Annotated in this window: 22 protein-coding genes; 14 read left to right on the forward strand and 8 right to left on the reverse strand. The window is 41.4% G+C overall.

Features of this window, described 5'->3' with window-relative positions:
* Positions 1–90 precede the first annotated feature (90 nt).
* Complete coding sequence (gene icd, locus EXT43_RS02480) at positions 91–1,365, forward strand: NADP-dependent isocitrate dehydrogenase (protein ID WP_130166302.1); 1,275 nt, start codon at positions 91–93, stop codon at positions 1,363–1,365.
* Here the strand turns inward: icd and EXT43_RS02485 are convergent.
* Both EXT43_RS02485 and EXT43_RS02490 read right to left on the reverse strand, forming a co-directional pair.
* Positions 1,362–1,805 (reverse strand): hypothetical protein, encoded by a 444-nt coding sequence (locus EXT43_RS02485; protein ID WP_130166268.1) that lies wholly within the window; start codon positions 1,803–1,805, stop codon positions 1,362–1,364. The genes icd and EXT43_RS02485 overlap by 4 nt on opposite strands.
* A 111-nt stretch (positions 1,806–1,916) precedes the next feature.
* Positions 1,917–2,864, reverse strand: a complete 948-nt coding sequence (locus EXT43_RS02490; protein WP_130166269.1) for a LysR family transcriptional regulator — start codon at positions 2,862–2,864, stop codon at positions 1,917–1,919.
* 105 nt (positions 2,865–2,969) lie between these two features.
* On the opposite strand from EXT43_RS02490, the gene aceK reads away from it, so the two are divergent.
* Genes aceK through EXT43_RS02510 form a run of 4 tightly spaced genes read left to right on the forward strand, consistent with a single transcriptional unit; the run spans position 2,970 to position 6,529 of the window.
* On the forward strand, positions 2,970–4,799 hold the full coding sequence (aceK, locus tag EXT43_RS02495) for a bifunctional isocitrate dehydrogenase kinase/phosphatase (protein ID WP_062565138.1): 1,830 nt from the start codon (positions 2,970–2,972) through the stop codon (positions 4,797–4,799).
* A 52-nt stretch (positions 4,800–4,851) separates the two neighbouring features.
* Positions 4,852–5,244 (forward strand): hypothetical protein, encoded by a 393-nt coding sequence (locus EXT43_RS02500; RefSeq protein WP_063529268.1) that lies wholly within the window; start codon positions 4,852–4,854, stop codon positions 5,242–5,244.
* Between the two features lie 8 nt (positions 5,245–5,252).
* Positions 5,253–6,215 (forward strand): zinc-binding dehydrogenase, encoded by a 963-nt coding sequence (locus EXT43_RS02505; protein ID WP_062565139.1) that lies wholly within the window; start codon positions 5,253–5,255, stop codon positions 6,213–6,215.
* 53 nt (positions 6,216–6,268) lie between these two features.
* Positions 6,269–6,529: a DUF2999 family protein gene (locus EXT43_RS02510; RefSeq protein WP_054561248.1), complete on the forward strand. Its 261-nt coding sequence runs from the start codon at positions 6,269–6,271 to the stop codon at positions 6,527–6,529.
* 58 nt (positions 6,530–6,587) lie between these two features.
* Here EXT43_RS02510 and EXT43_RS02515 read toward each other — a convergent pair whose 3' ends face one another.
* Together EXT43_RS02515 and EXT43_RS02520 are read right to left on the reverse strand one after the other, a co-directional pair.
* Positions 6,588–6,794, reverse strand: a complete 207-nt coding sequence (locus tag EXT43_RS02515; protein ID WP_054552938.1) for a helix-turn-helix transcriptional regulator — start codon at positions 6,792–6,794, stop codon at positions 6,588–6,590.
* Positions 6,795–7,253: a hypothetical protein gene (locus EXT43_RS02520; RefSeq protein ID WP_062565141.1), complete on the reverse strand. Its 459-nt coding sequence runs from the start codon at positions 7,251–7,253 to the stop codon at positions 6,795–6,797.
* 186 nt (positions 7,254–7,439) lie between these two features.
* Between EXT43_RS02520 and lepB the strand changes: the two genes are divergently transcribed.
* The gene (gene lepB / locus EXT43_RS02525; protein WP_130166270.1) at positions 7,440–8,099 is read left to right on the forward strand and encodes a signal peptidase I; all 660 of its coding nucleotides are present in this window, start codon (positions 7,440–7,442) and stop codon (positions 8,097–8,099) included.
* 83 nt (positions 8,100–8,182) lie between these two features.
* Entirely contained in the window at positions 8,183–8,998 is an 816-nt protein-coding gene (locus EXT43_RS02530) for a hypothetical protein (RefSeq protein ID WP_130166271.1), read from the forward strand.
* Between the two features lie 92 nt (positions 8,999–9,090).
* Here EXT43_RS02530 and metG read toward each other — a convergent pair whose 3' ends face one another.
* Entirely contained in the window at positions 9,091–11,115 is a 2,025-nt protein-coding gene (gene metG, locus EXT43_RS02535) for a methionine--tRNA ligase (RefSeq protein ID WP_130166272.1), read from the reverse strand.
* 178 nt (positions 11,116–11,293) lie between these two features.
* Here metG and apbC point away from each other — a divergent pair, with 178 nt between their 5' ends.
* The 3 genes from apbC to EXT43_RS02550 all read left to right on the forward strand — a co-directional run bounded on the left by apbC (position 11,294) and on the right by EXT43_RS02550 (position 18,373).
* Positions 11,294–12,373, forward strand: a complete 1,080-nt coding sequence (gene apbC / locus EXT43_RS02540; RefSeq protein WP_063530005.1) for an iron-sulfur cluster carrier protein ApbC — start codon at positions 11,294–11,296, stop codon at positions 12,371–12,373.
* A gap of 318 nt (positions 12,374–12,691) precedes the next feature.
* Positions 12,692–15,343, forward strand: a complete 2,652-nt coding sequence (locus EXT43_RS02545) for a glycoside hydrolase family 16 protein (protein ID WP_062565368.1) — start codon at positions 12,692–12,694, stop codon at positions 15,341–15,343.
* 78 nt (positions 15,344–15,421) lie between these two features.
* Positions 15,422–18,373, forward strand: coding sequence for a TonB-dependent receptor (locus EXT43_RS02550; RefSeq protein ID WP_130166273.1), 2,952 nt, complete (start codon positions 15,422–15,424; stop codon positions 18,371–18,373).
* Positions 18,374–18,446: 73 nt separating this feature from the next.
* Here the strand turns inward: EXT43_RS02550 and EXT43_RS02555 are convergent, their stop codons facing one another.
* Complete coding sequence (locus tag EXT43_RS02555; RefSeq protein ID WP_062565147.1) at positions 18,447–18,773, reverse strand: hypothetical protein; 327 nt, start codon at positions 18,771–18,773, stop codon at positions 18,447–18,449.
* Positions 18,774–19,054: 281 nt separating this feature from the next.
* Between EXT43_RS02555 and dcd the strand changes: the two genes are divergently transcribed.
* Together dcd and EXT43_RS02565 are read left to right on the forward strand one after the other, a co-directional pair.
* Positions 19,055–19,642 (forward strand): dCTP deaminase, encoded by a 588-nt coding sequence (gene dcd / locus EXT43_RS02560; RefSeq protein WP_055021131.1) that lies wholly within the window; start codon positions 19,055–19,057, stop codon positions 19,640–19,642.
* A 133-nt stretch (positions 19,643–19,775) separates the two neighbouring features.
* Complete coding sequence (locus EXT43_RS02565) at positions 19,776–22,271, forward strand: EAL domain-containing protein (protein WP_130166274.1); 2,496 nt, start codon at positions 19,776–19,778, stop codon at positions 22,269–22,271.
* Here EXT43_RS02565 and EXT43_RS02570 read toward each other — a convergent pair.
* Together EXT43_RS02570 and EXT43_RS02575 are read right to left on the reverse strand one after the other, a co-directional pair.
* Entirely contained in the window at positions 22,237–23,013 is a 777-nt protein-coding gene (locus tag EXT43_RS02570) for a CLCA_X family protein (RefSeq protein WP_130166275.1), read from the reverse strand. The genes EXT43_RS02565 and EXT43_RS02570 overlap by 35 nt on opposite strands.
* A complete protein-coding gene (locus EXT43_RS02575; RefSeq protein WP_130166276.1) occupies positions 23,013–23,612 on the reverse strand; it encodes a tRNA-uridine aminocarboxypropyltransferase in 600 nt (199 codons plus the stop codon). Before EXT43_RS02575 ends, EXT43_RS02570 begins: the two co-directional genes overlap by 1 nt.
* A gap of 129 nt (positions 23,613–23,741) precedes the next feature.
* Between EXT43_RS02575 and EXT43_RS02580 the strand changes: the two genes are divergently transcribed.
* Both EXT43_RS02580 and EXT43_RS02585 read left to right on the forward strand, forming a co-directional pair.
* Complete coding sequence (locus EXT43_RS02580; protein ID WP_058584795.1) at positions 23,742–24,086, forward strand: Hpt domain-containing protein; 345 nt, start codon at positions 23,742–23,744, stop codon at positions 24,084–24,086.
* A gap of 93 nt (positions 24,087–24,179) precedes the next feature.
* Complete coding sequence (locus tag EXT43_RS02585) at positions 24,180–25,397, forward strand: pyridoxal phosphate-dependent aminotransferase (protein ID WP_054552951.1); 1,218 nt, start codon at positions 24,180–24,182, stop codon at positions 25,395–25,397.
* Positions 25,398–25,420: the final 23 nt, after the last annotated feature.

A 25,420-nucleotide genomic window follows, 5' to 3' on the forward strand; every position in this document is an offset into this window, starting at 1 on the left:
GCTTGAATAGCGGCTATTTCTTTGTAAGCACAGACAAATTAGCTATTTCTTGATATTAATATTATTAAAACACCTTGCTGGGAAGGCATGATGCAGTATCAACATATTTCAGTACCCTCGAATGGCGCGCAAATTACTATCGATAGTAAGGGTCAATGGCATATTCCTGATAACCCGGTTATTGCTTACATTGAAGGCGATGGTGTGGGTCAAGATATCAGCCCGGTGATGCGTGATATTGTTGATGCTGCAGTGAGTCAGGCTTATCAAGGTGATAAACAAATACACTGGATGGAAGTGTTCAATGGCGAAAAAGCAGCTGCGCTTTACGATGGCGACTGGTTCCCGCAAGAAACCCTACATGCCGTTAGACAGTATAAAATTGCCATAAAAGGGCCGCTAACAACCCCCCTCGGCGGTGGTTTTCGCTCTTTAAATGTGGCCCTTCGTCATGAGATGGATTTATTCGTTAACATGCGGCCTATTCGTAGTTATCCGCATTTACCATCGCCCTTAAAAGAGCCTGAAAAAACCCAAATCACAGTAATACGCGACAGCTCAGAAGACGTTTACTCAGGCATTGAGTGGCAGGCTGGCAGTATCGATAACGAGCGTATGCTTGATTTTCTGTGCCAAGAAATGGGTGTCACCCGACTTCGTTTTGATAACCAATGCGGTATTGGTATTAAAAATAGCTCGAAAGAGGCGGCAGAGCGACTAATGCGTTACGCCCTAAACTTTGCCCTCAAAGAGCACAGTGAATCACTGACTGTGGTTCACAAAGGCAATGTACTTAAATTTACCGATGGCGCCTTTAAACGCTGGGCATTTGCCCTTGCTGAGCAAGAGTTTAACGCTGTAGCGCATGAAAATGTTCGTTGGTTAGTGATCAAACGTGACGAGCAAGATGATTTAATCATCAAAGAAGTCATTGCCGATAACATGCTACAACAAGCACTGCTCACCCCAGAGCAATTTGATGTGGTGGTAACAACCAATCAGAATGGTGATTACTTAGCTGATATGCTAACCGCACAAGTTGGTGGCGTGGGTATTATGCCTGCGGCAAACTTAAATAATGAAGTGGCCTTTTTTGAACCGACTCATGGCACATTTAATCGCATTGCCGGGGAAGACAGTGCAAATCCAACAAGCAGTATTTTAAGTGCGGTCATGATGCTACGTTTTATGGGCTGGCACGAAGCGGCGAATAAAATAGAAAAAGCTCTTGAGCAGACGCTTAGCGCAAGTGAAATGACGTTTGATTTGGCTAACCTAGTAGCCGATGCGACGATGCTTAGTTGCAGTGATTTTGCAACAAGCATCATCGCGCGAATAAGTAACTCAAATAATGAACCATATTAAGCGGCATTGGCGCTTTTAACTGCGTAGACACATGGTTTACCTGTTAACTGTGCTGCACGTTGGTAAATGTGCTCTGCACCTGGCTCGTTGCTTGTCATGCCTGTTAATGTATCCATTAACGCAACCACTAAAATAGCTGGTACTTGGCAGCAGTATTCATCTAGCACTGCAGTTGTTGTTTGTGCATCAACATGGCAATGCGGGTGAGTACGTACTGTGCTATACGCTTTTAAGAGTGTCTCTGCTTGTAGAACATCATCATCTTGATGTTTGGTTTTACGGCATTGGCAACCAAACTCATCAACCATTGTTGCCAGTGTTTGGTAAATTTCTTCGCAAGCTAAATCGCTTTTTGTACAAAGCTGCTGCTCGATGAATGAGTGTAATTGACCATTAATGTAAAGGCCGTCCTGTTGAGTGAATTGCGCTGAAGTTTCCATAATCATTTTCTCTTTGTTTATGTGCTTAACTTCACTCTAGCCCTTCACTCATTATTAATGAAATTGTTGTTTTCAATAACTGATATTGATTTTATCAATATTATGCTGTCTTTAGCGATCAGCCACGGTGCTGGCAAAGGCAAGTAGCTCTCTACGCAGCCACAGATGCGGGTTTGCGTGATGTAGCAAAGGGCTCCATAACATTTTTACTTCAATAGGAACTATTTGAAATGGCACTGGACTTATTACTAAATCAGTGTGTTTTGCGAGTAACATAGCTTGGCGACGGGGCAATGTGGCAATAAGTTGAGGTGATTGGCAAAGTAGGCTCGCCACCATGTAATGGCGGGTGAATACGCGAATATTGCGGGTTTGTTCTAGTTGCCATAATGCCTCATCGACCCAGCCGAGTTTTTGGCTGCCTGATTTATTTGTTACTGCAGCTTCTACGCCCCAACCAGCCCGATTCACCCAAATGTGTTCTTGTGCAAGGTAGCCTTCGAGGTTTTGCTGTTGTAAGTAAGAGTTGTCTGGGTGTGTTAAGCAGCAGTAATTGTCGCGCCACACACTTGCCTGGTGGAATGAGCGGGGCAGGCCGTTAAAGCGATTAATGGCAAGGTCGATGGTGCCTTTTTCCATATCTTGAAGGTTAACATCGCTTGGGCTCAAAATATCAAAATTAAGCCCCGGATTTTTTGCTAGCTGCTGGGTGATAAACGGCGCAATAAGGGTTGATTCAAGATAGTCGTTTGCCATGATCCGAAACGTAATATTCGCGGTGCTCGGGTCGAATACCTCACTTGGCTGAGTAATTTCCTCAGCCATTTTTAACAGTGATTCTATTTCAGGTTTAAGGCTGAGCGCTTTTGCCGTTGGCGTCATTGTGCCAGCGGCTCTCACTAATAATGGATCATCAAACAAATCTCGCAAACGCTTAAGGGCGTTACTCATTGCAGGTTGAGTCAAAGCTAGTTTATTGGCGGCTTTAGACACACTTTGTTCGTCAATGAGGACATTTAAATACACCAATAGGTTGAGGTCGACGTGCCTAATATTCATTTGATCAATCTTATTTATTATCTTTATTAATTACCTAAATTAAAGCGCGCTTGCTATTGTGTGTAAACAAGGCGACTAAAATAATCAGCATAAGCGATAAAAATAATGCCACAGCAAAGTTCACATTTGGCTGTTAAATCACACAGCGAACAGTTAAATCAGGTCGTAGCGACTAAGCTTGCCCGTGCGGTGTATGCTGGCTTTGAGGCTATGTTTGCAGAGTTTTTAAATATTACCCTAGGTGCACAAAGTCGTTTTGAACAGCGCCAGTGGCATCAAGTTCAAGGGGCTATGAAATCGCGATTGCAAGTTTACGAAGGGCAAGTCAAAAAGGTAAGCCAAGCGGTAAAAATTATTGCTTATAGCGAAGTAGACGACCCAGCGCTTTGGTTATTAGCCAAAAAAATATACGCAGAAATGGTGCAAAGCCATGAAAACCAGCCCATTGCTCATACGTTTTTTAACTCAACCTTCGGTGCAATTTGGGACTCACGAAAAATTCGCAATGTGCACTTGTTTGTACTAAAAGCACGATATCAACTGGGGCCAAGACCCTTTGATTCACTGGTAAGCCGTATTTCCCTGCAAAATGGCTTTGAAAGTGCGATTAGTGGCTTGATAAAGCGCCATGTGTTTCGGTCACAATACGCTGATTTTACTAATGATGTTGCCATGTTACAGCGCACCTTGATTGCTGGAGCGAAACAGCAGTGCCCACAAGTTTATGAGCTGCTTGCACTCAACGACGGTTATATTGAATACGCTAATTCATTGTTTTTCAGAAATAAGGCGTGTTACATCATAGGCCGCTGTATTGCTAAAAATGGCGATAACATGCCATTTGCGATTGCGCTATTAAACAGTGAAAAAGGTCTTCACATTGATGCTGTGATGATGGGAGCTGATCAACTCAGCTTGTTGTTTGGCTTTGCGCGTACTTATTTTATGGTCGACACTGACCAACCCGCCCGATATGTTGATTACCTCAGTGTTTTAATGCCTCATAAGCAACGTTTTGAGCTGTTTAATGCCATAGGCTTTATCAAACACGCGAAAACCGAGTTTTATCGTTATAAAGTTGATACCACCCGTAATAGCCCCGTTGACGATAAATACACACTTGCGCCGGGTACGCCGGGCATGGTGATGCTGGTATTTACCACCCCAGGCTCAGATTATGTGTATAAGGTAATAAAGGATAAATTTAGTGCGCCAAAAACGGCCACCAAACAACAAGTAATGGCTAAGTACGACTTTGTTAAACAAGCCGACCGAGTAGGACGGCTAGTTGATACCCACGAATTTCGTTATTTAGCGTTTGATTTAAGCCGATTTAGTGATGAGCTTATACAAACAATGCAGCAGCAAATTGGCGATAGCTTAGTGATCTCGGGGAATGCACTTATTTTGCGCCATGTTTATGTAGAGCGAAAAATGACGCCGCTTAATTTATACATCAACGACTGTGATGAGCGAAAACTGCAGCAAGTAATGGTTGATTACGGTAAAGCGATAAAAGAGCTTGCGGGGGCTAATATTTTCCCCGGTGATATGCTGATGAAAAACTTTGGTGTAACTCGTTGGGGAAGAGTGGTGTTCTACGATTACGATGAAATTTGCCCGATGACAGAGTGTCAATTTAGAGAACTGCCAAAAACCGATGACTCATTGGATGAACTCAGTAGCGAAAGCTACTTTGATATTGCCGAAAACGACGTATTTCCGAGCCAGTTTAAAGTATTTTTTAGCGCTAATAAGCGAGCGTTTGATCACTTCAATGCTGCACATCAAGATATTTTCACTGCCACGATGTGGCAGCAATTACAAACTGCCATAAACGATGGGCAATTGCTTGATGTTTATCCTTATAAGCAGTCTTGGCGCTTTTCGTCGATGAGAGCTCAAATGAAAAAATCTCAACCTATAACTGTTTAATAGGAACATAGTGTTAGCGTATGCTATTGAAAAAATTGCTAAGGAACGCACTATGAAAAACACACTGTTATTATCGAGTTTATTTATTTCGTCTATGGTAAGCGCCAATCCGTTATTAGGTAGCTGGCAATTTGTTGAAGGCAAATATGCAACCAATGACGGCTATGTGACGGCAAAAGCGCCAGAAATTACCTCTGTTAAACTGATTACACCCAGTCATTTTAGCTATATCACCCAAAAGCAAGGCAACTTTCATTATGCTGGTGGCGGCAAATATGTTTTGCAAGACCAGCAATTTATCGAAACTTTTTCCTATGGTAATGTACCTTCACTACTTGGTAAGACCATGTCATTTGATTACAAAATAGAAGGTGACTTGTGGCACCACACCTTGTATGAAAATGGCAAATTAGTCGAAGCTGAGATCTGGCAACGAATTAAATAGAAGGTGATATGCGTTATATTAAGCACGAAGACTCAGAGTTACATTTTGCGCAAACAGATAAACCAGCCCTAAAAGATAACGAAGTTCTTATTGCTGTTGCAGCAATCGGCGTTAATCGGGCAGATTGTTTACAGCGACAGGGCAAATATCCTGCGCCCAAAGGTGACAGTGAAATTCTAGGGTTAGAATGCGCCGGTACCATTGTTGAGCAAGGCAGTGCAGTATCGGGAGATTGGCTTAATAAACGCGTTTTTGCCTTGTGTGCGGGCGGTGCTTACAGCGAGTATGTTGCCGTTGATGCTGCGCAAGTGATGCCGTTACCAGATGAAATGACAATGGCAGAGGGCGCTGCTATCAGTGAAGTATACTTAACGGCTTTCTCTGCCTTATTTCAATTTGGTCAGCTCAAAGCGGGGCAAACGGCACTGATCCATGCGGGAGCTAGTGGTGTCGGAGGGGCGGCAATTCAAATGGCAAAACGCGCGGGTGCTCAAGTAGTGATAACCGCAGGCAGCGATGAAAAGTGTGAGCATGCCAAACAGCTTGGTGCAGACCACACCATTAATTATAAAACCACCGACTTTGTAGAGTATTTCAAAGCCAATAATTTACAGGCAAATACCATTGTTGATCCTGTCTCAGGAAGCTATTTAAATAAAAATGCTGCCGTTGCAGCAATGGATTGCCAAATTGTAATGTTAGCGTTTTTAGATGCCCGCTTTGCTGAGGTTGACTTTGCAAGGCTGCTTAGCAAACGTATTTCCTTTCATGCATCAACCTTGCGTAACCGTTCAATTGAGTTTAAACGTGATTTAAAAGAGCAGTTTATTTTGCGTTTTTATGATGACTTGGCCAACGGCCTGTTCGATTGCAATATCTATAAAACCTTAAATTGGCAAGAAGCGAATGAGGCGCACCGTATTTTAGATAACAACGAAAATTCGGGAAAAGTGGTGATGTTAGTTGAATAACATCAATTTGCCCATATTATTGGTTTTATTAGTAGTTAAAAGTAAAGGTTAATATGAACCCTATTATTGCAATGCTCAAAGAGCACAATGTAAGTGACGAGAAAGTGCGTGAGCTGTTTCAAGCGTTTATGGAAAACCCAATGATGGCAATGGGTCTGGTCCAACAGTTAGGTATTCCACCAGAAAAGCTTCAACAATTGATGGCATTAGTGATGACGCAGCCACACCTTATTAAAGAAGCGGCTGAATCAGTTGGCATCAGTGATGATGAAGTTGAACAAGCCAAAGCGCAGTTCAAAAATCAGCAGTCATAAAATTTAATGATTCGAATTGAAAAAAGGTTAGCTATTTGGCTAACCTTTTTTGTTGGTATTATTGATACGAAAACACGTCGTCTAGTTTCTTATCAAATAACTGTGCAATCTTAAAAGCCACCTCAAGAGAGGGGGAATATTTACCTTTTTCAATCGCTACTATAGTTTGCCTTGAAACACCAACAGCCTCTGCTAATGCTTGCTGAGTCATTTCATTGTGATGAAATCGAAGTTCTCGAATGGTATTACTGAGCTGTTTTGTCATTTAGCTGTCTCTTCGATATAAATACGCTTTGCTAGCAATAGTAATAATTTCACTCACTAAAAAACCAATAATAAGAAAGTGCATAATATTATATAGATCAGAGACCTCAGGTAACAGCATACGTCCAGACACACGCTCAATTTGCGTTGTTAAAAATACACACATTAAGATAATTGCAGAGCAAAACCAATGACCAAGTTTGGTGCTTTTTAGCTCGATGAGCTTATCGCGCTCATCATCTCCTAAGTCTGCTTCTTTGTGTTTAATACCCGCAAGCACAGATTGCATAATGATCTCTAAGATCACCGCTACTACAACAACCTTATACAAATAAGATACCATGGTCTCTTGGCTCAGAGCCCCCGCGGCTTGTAGTGAATTAATACCTAACAGGTAATAGCTTAAAAGGCCTATGGTTACCACCAAGGTGCCCCAAATTGTCATTTCTTTGTAGCTCATTTTATATCATCCAATGTAAAAAATATTTGACTTGGTGTTAAGTAAACTACTCATTAAGTGTGGTGTCAAATATTTTTAACATTATGTATGGTATTTTTATCATTGACGTATTTCGTTACATTTAGTTGAGAACTAATTTGTACCGCACAGGCTCTTATGAAAACAAACAACAAATAAGGAACGAATATGAACTGGCTTTTGAAAGTATGGAAAAATAACCGCTCTTTGATTTTATTTATCTGCTTGATGAGTGTTTTTAGAAGTGCGGTGGCTGATTGGTATGAAGTGCCAACAGGTTCAATGAACCCGACCATCGTTGAAGGGGATCGAATTTTAACGGATAAAATGGCTTATGATCTGCGTGTGCCATTTAGTCATATTTCGCTAATGCGCACAGATGAGCCAAAAGCCGGTGATATCATTGTATTTGATTCTAAGGCTGCAAATAATCGCTTAATAAAGCGTGTTATTGGCGTGCCGGGCGATACAGTGACATTAGTAGATAATAAATTGATCATTAACGGTAAAGCACTTGATTACGCATTAACTGATGATAAGCAAGAGCAGCAGATACTCATTGAAAACCTTGCAGGTGTTCAGCACGCTATTCAGGTATCAAAAACGCCCTCGGTGATGCAGCATTTTGCACCTGTCGTTATTCCCAAAGATATGTATCTAGCGATGGGCGATAACCGTGATAATAGTGCAGACTCGCGAGTGATTGGGCTAGTGCCCCGCAGTGAGTTATTAGGCAAAGCTAAAAGAGTCATAGTGTCACTTGATTATGATGATTATTACTTACCTCGAAAAGAGCGAGTTTTACATGATTTGTACTTAGCACCCTAGATAAAAATCGTACAAAAATTGGCAATTTATAATTTTGTGTTTCAATATTAACGACATAAAAATAATAAGCCAAAAGGTAAAGTATGATAAATGATAAGTTTACTAGATTAATTCGATATTATTTGTTACTCGTCTTTTTGATTAGCCTAGTTGCATGTGGTTCGAGCTCAAAAAACGAATCTACAAAAGTTGATGACACTAACAGCTCAACACCAGATACAGGTGCTCAGCTTGTCGATAACAGTGGCAGTGCTGACTATAAAATTATTATTTATGGCAATAGCCATAGTGCTAGATTAGGGGATTTTCTTGAACAGCTTATTTCCAGTGAGTTAACCAACGCTAAAGTTTCAACTCTTACCGTCAGTGGTCGTTTTTTAGATGAAATAGTGAACACTTCGGGCAATATTGAAAAGCTACAGCAAGCCAATTGGAGCCATGCTATTTTTCAAGGTCAAAAGTATTCTCAGTCTGGCTCTGTGAATTATTCTACAAGTGAGGCTGAGCGATTAATTGCCAGTGCAAAAGAGCTGGAAATTACACCTATTTTGTTTCCAGAGCATCCACAGCAAGGTGACAGCAAAGAAGGGGAGCTTGTCTATCAATTGCATTTGTCGATTAGCGAAAAAGAGGCAAGCTGTGTAGCACCAATCGGCTTAGTTTGGGACAAAGCAATCGCCGCATTACCGGAGCTTAATTTTTACAGTGCAGATGGAAATCATGCTTCAGATGCAGGGCACTTACTGACCGCGATGACTTTTTATGAAGTTATAACAGGTGAGCTTGCAGATACCCTAGCTTACAATGCTGCTTTTGCGATTACCGAACAACAACACCAGCAGTTTGGGCAAATAATTACTCAAGTACTGACTGAGTATCCTGCATGCCCAAGCTCATAAGCTAACAACATTAATCTAAAGCATTCATTAAATACAAAAAACCGTTGTGTCTGAAACACAACGGTTCTTTATATTAACTAGCAATTGTGTAATTACATTACACGCATGCCAGGCTCTGAGCCTTCATCTGGATTAAGAATATAAATTTCTTTACCGCCAGGGCCTGCAGCTAATACCATGCCTTCAGACATACCGAAACGCATCTTACGAGGCTTAAGGTTCGCTACCATTACCGTTAGCTTGCCTTCAATGTCTTCTGGTGCATACGCAGATTTAATGCCTGCGAATACTTGGCGTGTTTCGCCACCTAAATCTAAAGTTAGTTTTAATAACTTATCTGCGCCTTCAACGTGTTCTGCTTTAGCAATTTTTGCTACACGTAAATCAACTTTCGCAAAATCATCAAATTCGATTTCTGGGCTGATTGGCTCTTTTGCTAGTGGGCTGTTTGGATCAATCTTGTCTTTTTCAGCAACTAGGCTTTCTTTTGATTCTTCAATCATTTTATTTACTTTATCCATTTCAACACGCTGCATTAGCGGTTTGAACTTATTAATTGCGTGACCAACAAGCGCAGTTTGCGCGCCTTGCCATGTTAAATCGTCGTTTAAGAAAGCTTCAACGTTTGCAGCCATACCTGGAAGAACAGGTTTTAAGTAGGTGATAAGTACACGGAACATATTTAAGCCAAGTGAACAAACATCGTGTGTTTCTTGTTGTTTTGTTTCGTCTTTAATCAATACCCAAGGCGCTTTAGCGTCGATAAATTGGTTTGCTTTATCAGCAAGAGCCATGATTTCACGAATTGCACGGCTGTAATCACGGTTTTCATAGTGGTTTGCGATGCTTGCAGCAGCTGCTTGGAACTCACCTAATAGCGCTTCGTCCATTACGGTGTCGCTAAGCTTGCCGTCAAACTTCTTGGTGATGAAGCTTGCACAACGACTTGCGATATTAACCACTTTACCTACTAAGTCTGAGTTTACACGTAGTGCAAAGTCTTCAAGGTTTAAATCAAGGTCAGTGATGCCGTTGTTTAGTTTTGCTGCGTAGTAATAACGAAGATATTCAGGATCTAGGTTATCAAGGTAAGTACGTGCCTTAACAAAAGTGCCTTTTGATTTAGACATCTTCGCGCCATTCACAGTTACAAAACCGTGGGCAAATACATTTGTTGGCTTTCTGAATTTTGCGCCATCTAACATTGCAGGCCAGAATAAGCTGTGGAAATAGATGATATCTTTACCAATGAAGTGGTAAAGCTCTGCATCTGAGTCTTCGCTCCAGAATGCATCAAAATCAATCCCTTTTTTATCACACAGGTTTTTAAAGCTTGCCATGTAGCCGATTGGTGCATCGAGCCACACGTAGAAATATTTACCCGGTGCACCAGGGATTTCAAAACCAAAGTAAGGTGCGTCACGGCTGATATCCCACTGCTGTAGGCCATCTGCAAACCATTCATCAAGCTTGTTCGCCATTTCTTGTTGAATCGTACCTGAGTGTAACCACTCTTTAAGCATGTCTTCAAAAGCAGGTAGGTCGAAGAAGTAATGCTCAGAATCTTTTAAGATTGGCTCAGCACCCGACATAACAGAGCGTGGGTTGATAAGCTCAGTTGGGCTGTAAGTTGCACCGCAAGAATCACAGCTGTCACCGTTTTGATCTTCAGACTTACACGTTGGGCAAGTACCTGTTACAAAGCGATCTGGTAAGAAGATACCTTTCTCTGGGTCGAAAAGTTGAGAAATAGTGTGCTTTTTAATGTGACCCGCTTCATTTAAACGGTTGTAGATTAGCTCGCTGAAATAGCGGTTTTCTTCACTGTGCGTGCTGTGATAGTTATCAAACTCAATATTGAAATCAGCAAAGTCACGTTGACGTTCAACACTCACGTTTTTAACCATCTCTTCTGGCGTGATCCCTTGCTTTTGCGCATTAAGCATAATTGGTGTGCCGTGAGCATCATCCGCGCAAACGTAGTAGGTTTCATGACCTTGTTGTTTTTGGAAACGCGCCCAAATATCAGTTTGGATATATTCTAGTAAATGACCTAAGTGAGTCGGGCCATTGGCATAAGGTAATGCGCTAGTAATCAGGATCTTTCGCTGTGCCATAATCATTCCGAATTGAGATTAGTTCGATGCAAATATGCTCGAATATCATTATTTAATTCATTGTGAGTTGCTTATATACAACCTAAAGCAATGATATTATCTAATTGTCTGGTTTTAATGCCATGAATGTTACATAATTCCGCAGCACTTTTCATCAAAGAAACGCTAATTTATTGCTATGTTTGGACTGTCAAAACTATTCTCAAGTAAATCGGCTGAAAAAGCACCTATCATTGCTGCCTTAGCCGCCTACCGTAGTAGCGCATTTGCCATTGGCATTGAGCAAGACTGGCTCGAAGAGCTTAATCAAAACAGCGATAAAAGCTGGCAGGTAAAACTTAGCCTACCTTTTGCTGGCTGTGGCGAAATCAACGAGATTGAAAAATTTGTCGCTGATAAACTATCAGTGCCTGTGTCAATTAGCGCTAAAGTGAAATTACCTAGCACATATAGTTTTAAGCAAATTAAACATATTGTGCTCGTTGCTTCAGGTAAGGGCGGCGTAGGAAAGTCAACTACGGCGGTGAATCTTGCCTCGGCTTTAGAACAAGAGGGTGCCCAAGTGGGTATTCTAGATGCCGATATTTATGGTCCTTCTATTCCGCTGCTTCTTGGCCTACAAGGTGCTGAGCCGAAAACAGCAGATAATAAAAATTTACTTCCTTTTGAAGCGCATAACCTCAAGGCGCAATCGATCGGCTTTTTAGTACCTAGCGATGATGCAACCGTTTGGCGCGGACCAATGGCATCAGGTGCACTTAATCAATTAATGAACGAAACGGCTTGGGGTGAGCTTGATTACCTAATTGTTGATATGCCTCCAGGCACCGGTGACATTCAATTGACCATGAGCCAAAAAGTACCAGCAAGTGGCGCTGTGATCATTACCACGCCTCAAGATTTGGCCTTAGCCGATGCACAAAAGGGCATTGCTATGTTCAATAAAGTGAACGTGCCTGTGCTTGGTTTAATTGAAAACATGAGTTATTTCTTGTGTGGACATTGTGGTGAGCCCAATCATGTATTTGGTAAAGATGGCGCTGTGACATTAGCACATCGTCATGGCGTGCCTGTGCTTGCTAATATTCCGCTGGCTATTGAAATTCGAGAAAGCTCAGAGCAGGGCGACTTAATTGCCAAAGACAACGCGGCTCAAATAAGTGAAACATACAAAACCGCTGCCCGTGTGCTTGCTAGTAGCTTGTACTATCAACAGGCGCAGTCAAGTTCTGTTGAAATCATCATTACCGAAGACTGAACGCAGCAAATATTTTTACAGCGAGACTTTTTCAATTAATAAAGTTGTTATTAGTGAATTTGTCTTGCTGTGAGGGTACTTCCTCATTTTTTGTTCACGTATTGCCTTGTTAATCACTTAGACTAAAAACAATTTCGCAGTAAATGTTAATATTTTATTGACGTTTTAGTAACCGTGTCATACTCTAATGAAAGCGCTTACATTAAAAGGGCTTTTTATTTGACCTCCAATGTAAGCGCTTACAATTGACTGATTAAAACTATACTCTATATATATCAGTTGAGTACTAACAAACACATAATGTTAGGGTTCAATGCAATGAACAAATTCAAAACACACTTAACACAACTAGCAATGGCGCTTTCTGTAGCGACTTTAGCTGGCTGCGGTGGCTCTGCCACAGATACAAAAATAGACACTGTCGATCCAACTGAACCAGTTTCAGATTGGGTGATGGTTTGGGAAGATAACTTTGACGGCGATGCCATTGATGACAACAAATGGAATTTCGAAATAGACTGTGCGGGTGGCGGTAATAACGAAAAACAATGTTATACCGACAGTGAAGAAAACGCTTTCGTTGCAGACGGTATTCTTAATATTGTTGCATTACCTGCAGAAGAGGGTGCAGCAAAACCATATACATCTGCACGTATCAATACTCGCTATAAAGCTGATTTTAAATATGGTCGCTTTGAAGTACGCGCAAAGCTACCTAGTGGGCAAGGCTCTTGGCCTGCGTTTTGGATGATGCCAACCGACGAAGTATACGGTGAATGGCCTCGTTCTGGTGAAATCGACATTGTTGAGTCGGTGAACCTAAAAGTCGAAAATGATGATGGTCTAGAGTCAAATATCTACGGCACATTACATTATGGTCAAGCATGGCCAAATAATGATAGTAGTGGCAAAGCCTATACCTTCGCGCAAGATTCTAATCCTGCTGATGATTTCCATACTTATGCTATTGAATGGCAAGAGGGTGAAATTCGTTGGTACGTAGATGACTATTTATATGCAACACAGCGCCAGTCAGAATTACTTTATAACGCTGACGGTGAGGCACTGGCTCTTAAACATAAGGGTTGGTACACAGAGTACTTTGATCAAACAACTGGTGAGTTAACAACTTTCTGGGATGCAGCGCCATATAACCAAGAGTTTTATTTAATCTTAAACTTTGCTGTTGGCGGTGATTGGCCTGAAAATGTTAATGCTCTTGGTATTGATGCAACTGCATTCGAAAATGGTCAAACTTTTGAAGTTGACTATGTACGTGTTTATGAATGTGCTCAAGACCCAGACACAGGTAAAGGCTGTGAAACAGTTCGCCCAGGTTATGACAATTTAGAAGATGCACTTGTGCAAGGCGCAGCTCCTGCTCCAACACCACCAAGTGATGGCACTGTAACACCGCTTACTATCTTTGATAGCAGCTTTAACCCTAACTGGCCTGCATGGGACTGTTGTGGTGGCACAACGCCAGGGTTAGTTGAAGATGCAGACCGTGGTAATGTAGTTGAATTTAGTGTGGGTGCAGAGCCTACAGTAAATGGCTTTATTAGCCGTGATGCCTTTATTACCGATGAAAACGGTGAAGCGTCACCTTATGATGCAAGTGCAATGTTAGAAGACGGCTATGTAACTTTTGATATGCAAGTGACTTCGCTGCCCGCTACACCAGATGCACCTTGGTTATTTAAAATCGAAAGTGATGAAGGCGCGACAGCCGTTGAGCTCAACCTAAGTGATAGTACTGAAGGTGTTAGCCCAGTTGCTGGTGAATGGCAAACATATACCTTCCCACTGCAAACATTAGCTGACGCAGGTTTAAATGTATCGCTAATTGATGTAATCATGATTTTCCCTGCATGGGGTCAAGGTGAGGGTGCTGTTTACCGTGTTGATAATGTTGAAATTACCAATGGCGGCACAACAACATTACCTTCATTAACTTTATTCACTGATGAAACTAATCTTGATTGGCCGCTATGGGATTGTTGTGGTGGTTCAACACCTGTTGAAGTAGTCGACGACGAAGAACATGGTGTTACTGCAGAGTTCTCTATTGGTGCAACTCCTACGGTAATGGGCTTTATTAACCGTACTTCATCAGGTGGTAGTGGTACGCAGTTTGATGCATCAGCATTGGTTGATGATGGCATGCTGCAGTTTGAGATGAAGATCACCTCTTTATCATCAACACCAGATGCGCCTTGGCTATTAAAAGTTGAGTCTAATGAAGGTGCAACAGCAGTAGAAGTTAACCTTAACACAAGCTCAGAAGGTGTTGACCCTGTTGCTGGTGAATGGCAAACATACACGTTCCCAATCAGTACTTTATTAAACGCAGGTTTAGATGTAAGTGCTATTGATGTAATCATGATTTTCCCTGCATGGGGTCAAGGTGAAGGTGCAGTTTACCGTGTCGACAATGCTCGCATTTATGCACCAGAGCAAGAATCGGCAGCATCAGAGCTGACGCTGTTTGCCGAAAACGTGGCAGATCAGTGGAGCATTTGGGATTGTTGTGCTGGTAGCACGCCAACAGTCGAAACTGACGATGAAACTCATGGCTCTGTGGCAGAATTTCAAATTGGTTCTACCGCTACGGTAATGGGCTTTTTAGCTGATGATGGCGTGAGCTTTGATGCATCGCACTTATTATCTGAAGGTGTGGTTCGTTTTGAAATGAAGATTGTTTCAAACGCCAGCGACCAAGATGCTCAGTGGTTATTCAAAATTGAATCAAACGATGCAGGTCAAGCTGTGGAGCTTGCATTAAGTGCAAGTCAAGAAGGTGTCGAGCCGGTGGTTGGTGAGTGGCAAACCTATACTTATACACTTGCTGACTTACTAAGTGCAGGTCTTGATATTAGTGCAATCGACGTTGTTATGGTGTTCCCGTCATGGGGGATGGGTGAAGGTGCGGTTTACCGTATTGATAATGCAGTTATTGCAAACCCGTAATTAACATTGGCAACAAGTGATGGGTGCTGATTACAGCACCCAGTATCCATGACAACATATTGCAAAAGCAGGTATATCATGAAAAGCACAAAATTTATTAAAACACCTCTTGCAGCGTCAGTTGCGATGATTTTAACCGCAGGGCTAGGCACTATGTCTGCCTATGCACAGGATGAGCAAGAGAAAGCTGATAACGATATTGAAGTTATCGAAATTAAAGGTATTCGTGGCAGTATGATTCGCGCCATGGATATGAAACGTGATGCAACAGGTGTTGTAGATGCGATTTCAGCAGAAGAGATGGGTAAGTTCCCAGATACTAACTTAGCTGAATCATTACAGCGTATTACCGGTGTATCAGTGAGCCGTTCAAACGGCGAAGGTAGTGAAATTACGGTACGTGGTTTTGGCCCTGAGTTTAACCTAGTAATGCTGAATGGCCGTCAAATGCCAGGCACGGGTTATACTCGTTCTTATGCCCTTGAGAATATTGCCGCTGATGGTGTAAGTGCACTTGAAGTTGCAAAATCAGGTCAAGCTGATGTACCAAGTGGTGGTCTAGGCGCTACTGTAAATATTATTACAACTCGCCCATTAAATAGCCCAGGCGAAAAGTTTAGCTCGTCTATTAAAGCTATTCATGACTCGTCAAATGAAGCGGGTGATGATGTAACGCCAGAGTTTTCAGCGATGTACAGCAATACCTATGCTGATGATACATTTGGTTTTGCGGCATCATTCTCTCATCAAGAACGTGATTTTCAACAGCAAAGTGCCAATATTCAAGGTTGGCAAGCAAATGTTGATTTACCAACCCTTGATGAAGGTGACTACATTGACCCACGTGCAGTAGATAGCGAAGGCAACCGTGTCGGTAATCATTTCTTCCCGAAAGACATGAACTACAGTATTGCTGATGTTGAACGTGAGCGTACTAATGGCCAAGTAACTTTGCAGTACTCGCCAATTGAAAGCTTTACTGCAACGGTTGATTACACAGCAAGTCGTGCAATCACCGGTGTTGAAACTGCAGGTTGGGGTATTTGGAATGAGTTTGGCAGTAACATCAATAGTTATGAGCTTGATGAAAATGGTACAGCGCTTTATGCCGATATAAGTGGTAATGATGGTTCATTTACAGCAAGCCGCGCCACTACAGAAGTTAAAGCACGTTCAATTGGTTTAAACCTAGAATGGCAAATCAATGACCAGTGGGAAGTTGAGTTCGATTATCATGATTCAAAAAACGAAACAGATAACGGCGCAGATGATGGCTTAGGTTCTGATGGTCAAATTATTCTTGGCTCTGACCAGTTACAGAGCAAAGTATATGACTATCGCACTGGTGAGGTTCCACATGCCTACGTTAATTGGAACAATGGCTCAACAGTGCTAGATCCAAGTGAAATAGATTCGAACTTTAGTCAGTTTATTTACTCGCCAGGTGAGTCTAATGTTGAGCAAGCTCAGCTTCATGCAACCTGGTTCAATGAAAGCTTTGAAATTCCACTAGTTAAAGTGAAATTCGGTGCAGCCAATACTAAGCAAACTATGGGTGGTTTTACTGCATGGAGTGGCTTACGTGGCGGCCCTGGTTTTAATCCATCATTCACCGAAATCTTCCCTGATGGCATGTTCACTTATAATGATACTGGCGACATGCTAGATCAGTTTGCCGGTGGTGGTAGTGCCCTTGAGCCAAATTACTATTACACCTATAGCTTTGAAGAAGCGTTAGCTCGTCAGCTTGCCTATTTAAATGAAGATTTATTGGGCGACAATCAATATTCAATTGACCCATTCTTTGATGGTATCGACAGTGAAAGCTACGTAGAAGAGAAGACACAAAGCTTCTATGTGAATAGCTTATGGGAATTTGAATTATCTGATTACTTTGTTCAAATCAACGCAGGTCTTCGTTATGAAGAAACTGATGTGACCAGTACGGTTCGTCAACGTGTTGAAAGTCAAGTTAACTGGGTGAGTGCATCTGAGTGGATCATGCAGTATGAAACTGGCGGTACAGATAACTTTTACCAAGAAGAAGGTAATTATGATATCTGGTTACCAAATATCGACGTAAAAGTTGAAATTACAGACGAGCTAGTTGGTCGTGTTTCATGGGGTAAAACCATGGCACGTGCGCCGCTGGGTAATTTGGCTGGTGGCCGAAGCTTGACGGGTAGCCCGAAACCAGGTTCGCGTACAGGTAGCCAAGGCAATACTAATCTGTTGCCATTTGAATCAACTAACCTCGATTTATCACTTGAGTACTACTACGGTGAAGGTAGCTACGCGTCGGTTGGTTACTTCAAAAAAGACGTAGATAACTTTATTCAAACGCAAATCACTGAAACAACCATTGAAGGTTTATACGATATCTTAAATGGTCCTCGTTACCTTGAAGCTGTTGCATCTGTAGAAGCACGTGGCGAGCAGGCAACGAGTGACGCTGTGTTCAATGAAATGCTGGCATTAGGTTATGGTAATGCGGATGGTGCCATTGAGCCAACGAGTGCAGATCCACTGATGGTATGGAATATTTCTCAGCCACAAAATACTGATAGTAAATCAGTTGATGGCTTTGAACTTGCTGTTCAACACTTATTTGGTGAAAGTGGCTTTGGTTTAGGGGTTAATGCTACGTTTGTTGATGGTGATGTTGAATTTGATGTAGCAAGTTTGACTCAACAAGCTCCATTATCAGGTTTAAGTGATTCAGCTAACTTCCAAGCTTTTTACGATAAAGACGGCTTATCAGTAAAAGTAACCTACGCATGGCGTGACTCTTACTTAATTGGTGTTGGTCAAGCGCAAGGCTCGTCTGATGCTCCGCCACAGTTTGGCGATACTTACGGTCAATGGGACTTAAGTGTTAACTACGACATCAACGAAAACATGACTGTTTTCTTTGAAGGTATAAACCTTAATAACGAAACTGAGCGTGGCTACGGTCGTTACGAAGAGCAATTCTTATTTGCTCGTCAATACGGACCTCGTTACACAATTGGTGCCCGTTATAGCTTTTAATATGTGATCCCGATGGAACAAAAGCCGCTCAATGAGCGGCTTTTTTTATTTTAATCTGATAATTAAGACGTTTTTAAAGAGGCTTCTTGCGATAAAGTAAGTAGCCCAAAAAATAGCAAAAAATAGCAATACCAGGATTAATTAATAAATTAGGCATGAACACAATATCGGTTTCACCAAAACAGTAGAAGTAAAAGGCAATAGTGAGTAATGAAGGTAGCGGGAAAAAGAAAGTTTCGTTAGCAACTAAGCCCACTACCGACCAGCTAGTTAATAGTAGTGAACCGACAAAAACGAGAAAGCCATGCCATAAATCGTGCTTTTTAGCATAGTGTTTGGCTATTAAAATTGCGACAACGCATGCTGGCAATGTTATTACGGATAAAATAACGTAATCCATAACAACTTATCCTCATTCTCCTTGAAATCGCGTAATTAAAACAAAACCCAGTACTTTAGATAAATCAGAAAACACTGATCTTATTACCTGAGATGGCTTATCTTATTTTGTTGAGAATTATTCGCGCAACACGCTGTTGATTTGTGTAATATATGTCACACTATATCCACCCCCTCTGGCTTTACTGATACACACTCGACTTTTGTTGTGTTTCAACTAGAGCTTAGTGTGTTTTTTCAGCTTAAAATCATATGTTTAAGTTGTATTAGGTAGAATAATAAATGAGATTATCAGATACCCATATTCAGCAGTATATTGACGAAGGCCGCATTGTTATTGAGCCTACACCGAGTAAAGAAATGATTTCAGGTGTGACGGTAGACTTGCGGTTGGGCAACAAGTTTCGAGTTTTCCAAGATCATACCGCAGCCTATGTTGACTTAAGTGGTCCAAAAGATCAGCTTAACAAGGCGATGGAATCAATTATGAGTGATGAAATTGTGCTTGCTGAAGAAGAAGCATTTTTCCTCCACCCAGGTGAATTGGCACTGGCTATCACCCATGAAAAAGTAACATTACCAGCAGATATTGTTGGTTGGTTAGATGGTCGCTCATCGTTAGCACGTCTTGGTTTGATGGTTCATGTCACAGCACATCGTATTGATCCGGGTTGGTCTGGTAATATCGTGTTAGAGTTTTATAACTCAGGCAAATTGCCACTGGCGCTTCGCCCAATGATGAAAATTGGTGCCATGAGCTTTGAAACCATGACAAGCCCTGCTGAAAACCCATACAACGTTCGTAAAGACGCAAAATATAAAGATCAAAATTCGGCGGTTGCAAGTCGTATCAGTGATGATAATAAATAATTAGAGTTTGTGTGGCTTTCGGGCCACATAACATTTTGTTACTGAACTTTTTACCTAATAAAAGCCTGCATAATTGGCAATTTAAGCGTATTCCTCCCATACTTTTAGCTGGTGTTTAAAGCACGGAGCTAAAATGCACATTGTTGGCAAGCAAGTTAATTGGATTATCACAAAGCTGCTCATAATATTGTGTTGTGTATTTATACACTGCACCAGCGTTTTTGCTGCTGATGATGACTTATCGGTTTGGTTGCTTGATTCAGAACAACCACTTGCCAAACTTAGCCAATCTCTTGAAGTATCGTTACAAAACGCAGAAAAACTAAACGCGCTTGAAACAAGCTCAGTCCGTCTTACAGCTAAAACGTCCCACTGGTTAGTCATTGATTTATACCAACTACCTGACAATAAAAACTATGTTGTTTTTCTTGGCGAACCCAATTTAAGCTGGGCTAAGTTTTATCTTTTAGATGAAAACTTTCAGGCTACTAATAATCAACGACTAGCTTCACTAGAAAGTTTATCGAACGTTCGACCGCACTGGTTGATTGAGCATAGCCAAGGACATCGCTGGGCTTTAGTTAACTTTGTGCATGATAGGGCGCTGACGATAGAAGTTGGGGTGGTGGCTGCGAAAATATTTGAAGCCAATTTACACCAAACTATTTTAGGTTATGGTGCTATTTTGGGTGTGCTAATTTTATGCATGTTTGTGTGCGCTGTTTATTTTTTTGTATCGCAGCGACCTAAATATATGGTGTTAAGTGCCTACTTCTTGCTTGTTACGGTTGGATTTCTCATAGATAACGGTTTAATCAACTATCTAGTTGATGGCTTAGATTGGGAAGCAAAATGGCCTGTTAATGAATTTGCACTGTGTTTTGTGAGCTACTTTTTATATCATTTTTTAGCCATTCATACATACAAACCTATTTTTAAAAAAGCATGGCAAGCAATGATTGCGTGTTTGCTAATTGCAGCTTTACTGTCATCAATTCAACCACAGTTCAATCGCCAGTGGTTATTTATCGTTTCTTGCGTTGGATTCTTGAGTTTTGCTGGCGCTCTATTTTTTAGTTTAATGGAGCGCAAAAATAGCCGAACCCATCTGCGTGTTTTTATGCTTTTAACTATTGTTATTCAAGTGCTTAGTCTAGTTATTTGGAATGGCTTTGGGATTGGTTATCATGACATCCATAACACCATATTGCTGCTTACTTCGTTGGCGATATGTTCTGTCTTATTGTTAAAAGATCGCCAGCAAATCTCAGCGTTTAGCTACTCCATGTTACATGATGCAGATACTAAACTGCCAAATAAGCAATTTTTGCTCGCGCAGATAGTGAGAAAAGTTTCGAAAAAACAACACTTCTCAGTTTTATTATTTAAGGCTCATGTACTTTCAAATGCCCGTTCTACCTTTGGCTTTGAACAGGCCAATATTTGTATCAATGAAAGATTAAGTATCTTAAATACTCAGCTACAGAGTATGAGTGCACTAAAGCTTGAAATTCAAGCAAGCAGAAGTGCTTGGCTTGCACATGTTGATGACAGTACGTTTGGCTGTTTAATTATGGGCGAGCTTGAACTAAGTCACATTGAGCAGTTTGCATGTTTGATCCATGGTGTGTTTGAAGAAGGGCTCACCCATGAAGAAATTAATTTAGTCGACAGTGTTGATATCGGCGTTGCTTATTACCCAATGCACGGTAATACCGCGAAACAAATTTTCCAATGTGCGATACAAGCAATGTCTGAAAAGCGTTTACAAGGTGAGCGTTGGCGAATGTTTGATTCAGAAACTGCACGCCTGTCTGAGCAAAGGTTATCGATTGCTGCAGCGCTTAAAATAGCGATTGATGAAGACCAACTCAGCTTGCATTTTCAGCCACAGATTTGCTTAAAAACAGGCAAAGTTGTTGGTTGTGAAGCATTACTGCGATGGCAGCATCCCGTATTTGGTGCAGTAAGCCCAGATGTGTTTATTCCAATTGCAGAGTCAGCAGGGGTGATCAATCAGCTTACAGAGTGGGTCGTTGAAAGGGGCGTCGAATGGCAAGCGAAGTTTTGCAAACTGATACCCGATCACGTTATTTCTATTAATATTTCAGCAAAAGATTTATTAAATAAAGACTTACCCGTGCTGTTAATCACTATTTTAAATGAGCAAAAAGTAGCGGCTGAATCTGTGATGTTGGAGCTGACAGAATCTGCAACTTTGGAAGAAAGTAAAAAGATCAAAGCAACACTTGATGACTATCGTTTAATCGGCTTAAAGCTAGCAATTGATGATTTTGGTACCGGCTACTCATCGCTTGCTTATCTGAGCCAGCTAGGCTTTGATGAGGTGAAAATAGATAAACAATTTGTGTTAAACCTGCCATTTTCAGTGAACGATCAGAGTATCTGCCGGGCAACCTGTGACATCGCCACTACTTTGGGTGCACATGTTATTGCTGAGGGTATTGAAGATGAGCAAAGCCTAGCAATGCTGCAAAGTTATGGCTGCCAATTTGGACAAGGGTATTATTTTTCAAAACCGCTTTGTGCAGATGATTACTTAACTTGGATAAGCGAGGTGCAGAAAGTTGAAATTAGCCTTGATGCAACAGCGAACCTAACTGATTAAAGTAATTCAGCAGTGCTGAAAAGCAGCGCATTGTATGCTGCTCATCTGGGTAGATTAAGCCACTTGTCGATAACCCACTCACTAAAAAGCTATTTTTTATATCAGGGTGCATGGCAATACACTTTTCAAAACAGCGAGCCGCTAGTTCTTCAGGCATACTCATATAAAGTTGCTTTACTTGCCTATCAAAAGCGATAGATTGCTTCACGAACGCATTTGGATTTTCACCTGAGGTGTCTAAAAATACCTGATGATAAAACTCATTTAAACGCTGATTAAGTGGATGGCTTAAATCTGGTGACTGTTCGAGCCACAGTGCTGAGCAAAATTGCATACTCTTTCTGCTCTTAAATAAATGCTGACAAATATGGTGATCAAACGCATGAAACCATTCATGGGCCAGAGCGCCACCACCGGCATTTTTTGCTAGCGCAAGGGTTTGACTGTGAGCATTATAATGAGCCTGCACACCTTTTTGCCCACCATGACCAAAGGCAAAATTAAGCTTTCCCCTAAGGCCTATTGCCGTTGGGGGTAAAGTCAGTATTTGCGCTAGATCAGCTAAGGCATCGTAAATTAAATTCGCCGCTAATAGCCGCTCTTGCTTATTAACCCAATTGCCAACCACCATGGTACGAAAACCAAAGGTATCGCGAATATCGTCAAAATCGACCTGATCATCAAAGCGATAATCTGGTCCCTTACGGTGAAAACCGGCACTAAGCCGTTTTGATACACGCATTATAAATAGCGTGCCTTAACATCATCTGGCATATGTTGGGTTTGCTTATCGACCAGTGCTGCTAATAATCTGTATAGCGGTGTTACATCAAGGCCTTCAATCAGTTTAAGGCTATGAGCCACTGCTTCTAAAGTTGATAAACTATCTGCGCGTGGTGCTTTACGAATGACGTATTTGTTTTGTGGTATTTGCTTAAAACTCACAGCCTGAAACCCCTGAAGGCTTGGAGTTAATTGCAGCATTTTGTAGGCTTTTTTCCACGTACCATCAATCACAATTAAATGAGTTAAAGACTGTTTGAAAGCATCTGTAGTGGCAGTGTGTTCATCTAAACATAATGCATTATCAGCAGGATAGAGTACCGCAGTTGTTGCTTTTGGCAATGTTGCGAGCTGTAAAAAGTCTTGTTCTGACTCACCTGCAATGATTTGGCAGTCATCTAAGCCTAAATTCAGTAAATTAGCGGTGTTCTTAGTAACTTTTTCCTCACTAGGGTGGCGTAATATAATGATTTTTAGTTTATTATTGATTATGCTTATTGAATCACATAAACAGGTTTTAACTGAAAAGCCACAATGTGAGCACAATTCTCTAGCCATACGAACTCAGGTGTAAATCAAAACTATGCCTAGTATACATGAGCTTAACTCGCAAAGCAGGTTTGCTTTTTAGCTATGAACGGCTAAAGTTGCGATTTATATAATTACGTTTTTGATTAAGGGATAAAGATGACGACAATCACAATTGATGAGAGTGCACTTGAAGGGATGGAATCACTTTTAGGTGACCAATTTGCCGACACCTTGACCTTTTGTTGTAGTGAATTTCAGCGTTTAGGCTCTGAAGTACTTGCAAATCTTGGTTCAGATAACGAAGCAGCTGCAAGGCATGCACACAGTTTAAAATCAAATGCAGCTCAATTTGGTGCTGCAAGTTTATCATCGCTTGCGCAAGAAATTGAACTGACCTTGAACCAAGGTGATGTAGCCACTGCACAAGAAAAATCACAAACCCTTGATGAACAAGTTTCAGGTTCTGTAGAAAAATTACAAGCTTGGTTCGCTACTCGCTAAAAACTTGAATTTATTTCAGTTATAACCGCAATAATCCTCTGGCGTGGTGGCCCCTTACTGGGTTAGTCTTAAGGCTAATTAGTAGAGGTAACCATGTCACAAATCAAAAAGAGTCACAAACTAGACGGTGTCTGTTATGACATACGTGGGCCTGTGCTTGCACAAGCTCGAAAAATGGAAGACGAAGGGCAAAAAGTATTAAAGCTAAACATTGGCAACCCAGCTGCCTTTGGCTTTGATATGCCTGAAGATATGCACAAAGATATCATTCGTAACTTATATTCAGCCCAAGGCTACTGTGACTCTAAAGGCCTCTACTCAGCCCGTGTGGCTGTCTATCAACACTATCAGCAACGCGGATTATTTAATCTTGATGTCGATAATATTTATATCGGCAATGGGGTCAGCGAATTAATTCAAATGACCACACAAGCATTACTTGATAATGACGATGAAGTGCTTATTCCTGCACCGGATTATCCGTTATGGACTGCATCGGTTAAATTAGCAGGGGGTAACCCTGTGCATTATCTATGTGATGAAGAACAAGATTGGTTCCCTGATATTGCTGATATTAAATCGAAGATCACCTCAAAGACCAAAGCATTGGTGCTTATTAACCCAAATAACCCAACTGGTGCGGTGTATAGCGATGATCTGTTGATGGAACTTATCAATATTGCTCGCGAGCACAAGTTATTGTTACTGAGCGATGAAATTTACGAGAAAATCTTGTACGACGGTGTCAGCCACAGCTCGATTGGCGCACTGTGTGATGATGTACCAATTATCACCTTTAATGGCTTAGCCAAAACGTACCGCGCTGCGGGTTTGCGAATGGGCTGGATGGTGTTAAGCGGCCGCACTAGCATGATGGACGACTTAAGCCGTGGCCTTGATATGCTGGCATCAATGCGTTTATGTGCCAATGTACCTGCACAATATGCTATTCAACAAGCTTTAGGTGGTGTGCAGTCAATCGATAACTTGATAAACCCAGGTGGTCGACTGTACGTTCAGCGTGATATTGCATGGCGTGGCTTAAATGCCATTGATGGTATTAGCTGTAAAAAGCCTAAAGGGGCACTTTACGCATTTGCGAAAGTGGATACGGCGCACTTTAACATTAAAGATGATGAGCGCATGATTTTAGATTTACTCAAAGCTGAGAAAATCTTATTAGTGCATGGTCGCGCATTTAATTGGCCTGATCCTGATCATTTCAGATTAGTATTTTTACCAAACAAAGATGATTTAACAGAAGCCATGAGTAAGATGCAGCGATTCTTCGCTGATTATCGACAAAGCTAAAAAAAGCGAGCCGAGGCTCGCTT

Origin of the sequence: Pseudoalteromonas sp. CO109Y, assembly GCF_004208935.1 — a bacterium.
GTDB classification, from domain to species: domain Bacteria; phylum Pseudomonadota; class Gammaproteobacteria; order Enterobacterales; family Alteromonadaceae; genus Pseudoalteromonas; species Pseudoalteromonas shioyasakiensis.

What these genes read in the sequence shown, in the direction of transcription:
- metG (WP_130166272.1), bottom strand. Translation starts at nt 11,115, where the DNA reads ATGGCACAGCGAAAGATCCTGATTACTAGCGCATTACCTTATGCCAAT.
- EXT43_RS02505 (WP_062565139.1), top strand. Translation starts at nt 5,253, where the DNA reads ATGCGTTATATTAAGCACGAAGACTCAGAGTTACATTTTGCGCAAACA.
- EXT43_RS02520 (WP_062565141.1), bottom strand. Translation starts at nt 7,253, where the DNA reads ATGAGCTACAAAGAAATGACAATTTGGGGCACCTTGGTGGTAACCATA.
- lepB (WP_130166270.1), top strand. Translation starts at nt 7,440, where the DNA reads ATGAACTGGCTTTTGAAAGTATGGAAAAATAACCGCTCTTTGATTTTA.
- EXT43_RS02580 (WP_058584795.1), top strand. Translation starts at nt 23,742, where the DNA reads ATGACGACAATCACAATTGATGAGAGTGCACTTGAAGGGATGGAATCA.
- EXT43_RS02500 (WP_063529268.1), top strand. Translation starts at nt 4,852, where the DNA reads ATGAAAAACACACTGTTATTATCGAGTTTATTTATTTCGTCTATGGTA.
- EXT43_RS02515 (WP_054552938.1), bottom strand. Translation starts at nt 6,794, where the DNA reads ATGACAAAACAGCTCAGTAATACCATTCGAGAACTTCGATTTCATCAC.
- EXT43_RS02585 (WP_054552951.1), top strand. Translation starts at nt 24,180, where the DNA reads ATGTCACAAATCAAAAAGAGTCACAAACTAGACGGTGTCTGTTATGAC.
- dcd (WP_055021131.1), top strand. Translation starts at nt 19,055, where the DNA reads ATGAGATTATCAGATACCCATATTCAGCAGTATATTGACGAAGGCCGC.
- aceK (WP_062565138.1), top strand. Translation starts at nt 2,970, where the DNA reads ATGCCACAGCAAAGTTCACATTTGGCTGTTAAATCACACAGCGAACAG.
- EXT43_RS02490 (WP_130166269.1), bottom strand. Translation starts at nt 2,864, where the DNA reads ATGAATATTAGGCACGTCGACCTCAACCTATTGGTGTATTTAAATGTC.
- EXT43_RS02485 (WP_130166268.1), bottom strand. Translation starts at nt 1,805, where the DNA reads ATGGAAACTTCAGCGCAATTCACTCAACAGGACGGCCTTTACATTAAT.
- EXT43_RS02555 (WP_062565147.1), bottom strand. Translation starts at nt 18,773, where the DNA reads ATGGATTACGTTATTTTATCCGTAATAACATTGCCAGCATGCGTTGTC.
- EXT43_RS02545 (WP_062565368.1), top strand. Translation starts at nt 12,692, where the DNA reads ATGAACAAATTCAAAACACACTTAACACAACTAGCAATGGCGCTTTCT.
- EXT43_RS02570 (WP_130166275.1), bottom strand. Translation starts at nt 23,013, where the DNA reads ATGCGTGTATCAAAACGGCTTAGTGCCGGTTTTCACCGTAAGGGACCA.
- icd (WP_130166302.1), top strand. Translation starts at nt 91, where the DNA reads ATGCAGTATCAACATATTTCAGTACCCTCGAATGGCGCGCAAATTACT.
- EXT43_RS02530 (WP_130166271.1), top strand. Translation starts at nt 8,183, where the DNA reads ATGATAAATGATAAGTTTACTAGATTAATTCGATATTATTTGTTACTC.
- EXT43_RS02565 (WP_130166274.1), top strand. Translation starts at nt 19,776, where the DNA reads ATGCACATTGTTGGCAAGCAAGTTAATTGGATTATCACAAAGCTGCTC.
- EXT43_RS02550 (WP_130166273.1), top strand. Translation starts at nt 15,422, where the DNA reads ATGAAAAGCACAAAATTTATTAAAACACCTCTTGCAGCGTCAGTTGCG.
- apbC (WP_063530005.1), top strand. Translation starts at nt 11,294, where the DNA reads ATGTTTGGACTGTCAAAACTATTCTCAAGTAAATCGGCTGAAAAAGCA.
- EXT43_RS02575 (WP_130166276.1), bottom strand. Translation starts at nt 23,612, where the DNA reads ATGGCTAGAGAATTGTGCTCACATTGTGGCTTTTCAGTTAAAACCTGT.
- EXT43_RS02510 (WP_054561248.1), top strand. Translation starts at nt 6,269, where the DNA reads ATGAACCCTATTATTGCAATGCTCAAAGAGCACAATGTAAGTGACGAG.